Below are 1658 nucleotides of genomic sequence, written 5' to 3' on the forward strand. Positions count from 1 at the left end.
TTTGGCCGTTGGCCAGATCATGCTTGGCACGTACGAGGAGTACGATTCCAGGCTGCAGGTTGTCGATCTTCTTTCGAACGCGTGAACCGCCGTTGCTGAAGAGAACGCTTTGACCATAAACAGCCGATGATGGTAGCTTGAGAGGATGGGAGTTGGGATCACCCCTTTCCGTTCGGAAGGCAGCTTGCAATCCGGGCGACTGAGTCCCGCCCGAGCCGCGCTTTGCTTGTTGCCCCTGTCTCAACCAATGTCTGGTTCAGCCCATAATGTCGGAAATCTAACGCGAAGGCCGACTTGACCGCTGTAACACGTCAGCCCTAGTTGCCAGAGACGTTTAAACAACCTGTCTGCTCCTGGCATGCGCATTGCTCGTATTGGTTTGTCGCACGATCGTTGGCAGCGCCGTACCAAGGTAAGAGGAGAGCAGTGGAGCATGAGAAGGCATCCCATACTGCGGCAGAACTCCGAAGCTGTTCGAGGCTGCACTGGCTCTGGCGGGAGCATCGCGCTGCATCCGAACTGGTCTTGGCTCACTGGCCTACTATTGGGGATTGAAACGAGCTCTCATCTTCAACTATTTCGCGGGGAGAGCGTCATGTACGTTTGTGTCGTCGTGCTGTGTCGAGCAGAGCCAATTGCGTCTGGCAATAGTTGTCTCACCGGTATAGCTGACGGCGATCGCCTCCTCTGCCAGTTCCGAGAGCTTACGATGATTGTTCTTCGGCGCAAAGCGCCGAGTTTCGCGACTGTCTAAGGGCAGCACGATGCGCCGCGCCTCTTCCAACAATCTACTTCATTGATCGATGGCCCCGGCGAGGACTGTGTCATGGGACGTGTGAACGATAAAGTCATTCTGGTGACTGGTGCTGCGCGCGGGATGGGAGCGGCCCATGCCCGCTTGCTGGTTTCGGAGGGCGCTCGAGTCGTAGTCACCGATGTCCTTGATGCAGATGGAGAGACTCTCGCGTCCGAACTGGGCAACGCCGCGATCTACGTGCACCAGGATGTCAGCGAACCGAAATCCTGGGCAACGGCGATCGGGGCCGCAGTGAGCACCTTTGGCGCCTTACATGGGCTAGTCAACAATGCCGGCATCGCCAGCATGGCTCCTATCGAGCAGCTCTCGCTCTATCAATGGAACAGGACTCTGGCAGTTAATTTGACCGGCGTATTCCTCGGCATCCAGGCCGCTCTACCAGCAATCCGGCGCGCGGGCGGAGGTTCTATCGTCAACGTGTCATCGATCGAGGGGCTGCGAGGCAGCCCTGGCCTTCATGCTTATGTCGCGTCCAAGTTCGGCGTGCGTGGTGTCACCAAGTCTGCCGCGCTGGAATGCGCGGCCTCCGGCGTGCGCGTTAACTCGATTCATCCTGGGCTCGTCACCACGGCGATGAGTGAGAACTTGGATCCTGCACTGTTTCCTATTCCATTGGGCCGGGCAGCCAATCCGCTGGAAGTGTCTCAGGCGGTCGCGTTCCTGCTTAGCGACGCGTCCAGTTACATGACCGGTACCGAGATTGTGCTCGATGGCGGCTTGACTATCGGGGTCCCGCATAAATGCGCGGCGCTGGAGAACATGTTTTCGTGACATCAACCGACGTGCCGGCCAATCGGAGAACATGCCATGTATTATAGCAGCGGAAACTACGAAGCCTTTG

General features: G+C 57.7%; 1 protein-coding gene. It reads left to right on the plus strand.

Annotated elements, in window-relative coordinates; all coding sequences use genetic code 11:
• The first annotated feature begins 826 nt into the window (after positions 1-826).
• The gene (locus CQ12_RS25105) at positions 827-1588 is read left to right on the plus strand and encodes a glucose 1-dehydrogenase (protein WP_057837989.1); all 762 of its coding nucleotides are present in this window, start codon (positions 827-829) and stop codon (positions 1586-1588) included.
• The last annotated feature ends 70 nt before the right edge of the window (positions 1589-1658 follow it).

The organism is Bradyrhizobium jicamae, assembly GCF_001440395.1.
GTDB lineage: Bacteria > Pseudomonadota > Alphaproteobacteria > Rhizobiales > Xanthobacteraceae > Bradyrhizobium > Bradyrhizobium jicamae.